Source organism: Phreatobacter aquiterrae, from assembly GCF_053471285.1.
The window spans coordinates 1-1,238 of the sequence record NZ_JBJPHW010000041.1 but is presented as its reverse complement, the minus strand read 5'-3'; the positions used below and the strand labels follow the sequence as shown (position 1 = coordinate 1,238).

1 protein-coding gene and 1 other annotated feature are annotated in these 1,238 nt (G+C 64.4%); the gene reads right to left on the bottom strand.

Translation table 11 applies throughout. The annotated features are described in order from the left end of the window. A protein-coding gene (locus ACJ4V0_RS21495) for an IS3 family transposase (protein ID WP_448301648.1) occupies positions 1-1,184 on the bottom strand; the annotation gives its coding sequence in 2 pieces (ribosomal slippage) (positions 1-899 and positions 899-1,184; 1,185 coding nt annotated over the 2 pieces). This gene is flagged as partial in the annotation. Further along, positions 787-903 (bottom strand) — a sequence feature (AL1L pseudoknot). Its footprint overlaps the gene before it by 117 nt. Positions 1,185-1,238: the final 54 nt, after the last annotated feature.

Below are 1,238 nucleotides of genomic sequence, written 5' to 3'. Positions count from 1 at the left end.
GTTGGCTTCCGCCTCAGCGGGCGGGATGTTGCCGATCGGCTCCAGCAGGCGCTGGTGGTTGAACCAATCGACCCACTCGAGGGTCTTGTATTCGACGGCCTCGAAGGATTTCCACGGCCCGAGCCGATGGATGATCTCCGTCTTGAACAGTCCGATCACGCTTTCGGCGAGCGCATTGTCGTAACTGTCGCCGACGCTGCCGACGGAAGGATCGATGCCGGCCTCCGCCAGTCGCTCCGTGTAGCGGATGCTCACATATTGCGATCCACGGTCCGAATGATGAATGAGGCTGTCGGTTGGCTTGCGGTCGTGCAGGGCCTGCTCCAAAGCATCGAGGACGAACGCCGCCGTCGGGTTGCGGCTGACCCGCCAGCCGACGATCCGCCTGGCGAAGACGTCGATCACGAAGGCGACATAGACCATGCCGGCCCAGGTGCTCACGTAAGTGAAGTCCGAGACCCAGAGCATGTTCGGCGCCGGGGCGTGGAACTGCCGGTTGACCAGATCGAACGGGCAAGCGGCCGCCTTGTCCGGCACGGTCGTCCGGACCACCTTGCCGCGCACCACGCCTTCCAGTCCGAGACGCGCCATCAGCCGGGCGACGCGGTCACGGCCGACCTTGAAGCCTTCGCGGTTGAGCTGCAGCCAGACCTTCTTTGCGCCGTAGACGCCGAAGTTCTTCTTGTGAACGCGGACGATCTCCTCCGCCAGCCGCTCATCCTTCTTTACCCGCGCGGAGCGAAGGTCGGGATCGGCCTTCCAGCGGGCGTGCTCGTGCCAGGTGGAGGGGGCGATCCGCAGAACTCTGCACATCGGCTCGATCCCGTAGTTCTCCACGTAGGCCTCCATGAAGGCCGTCACTTCCGATACGGGCGGTCGAGCTCCGCCTGGGCGAAATACGCGCTCGCCTTGCGTAGGATCTCATTCGCCTGGCGCAGCTCGCGGACCTCGCGCTCCAGCGCTTTCATCCGCTCGGCCATCTCGGTCGGCACGCCGGCGCGCTTGCCGGCGTCGACCTCGGCCTTCTTCACCCACTCGTTCAGGGTCTGCGCCGTGCAGCCGATCTTGCCAGCGATCGACGTGATCGCAGCCCATCGGGATGGATGTTCACGCTCGTGATCCAGCAACAGCCGGATCGCCCGCTCGCGCACTTCGGGGGAAAATTTGTTCGTTGTCTTGCTCATGGTGGCTCATCCTTCTCAGGAGTTGAGCCCTCCGGCAAACCCAGGGCGGTTCAG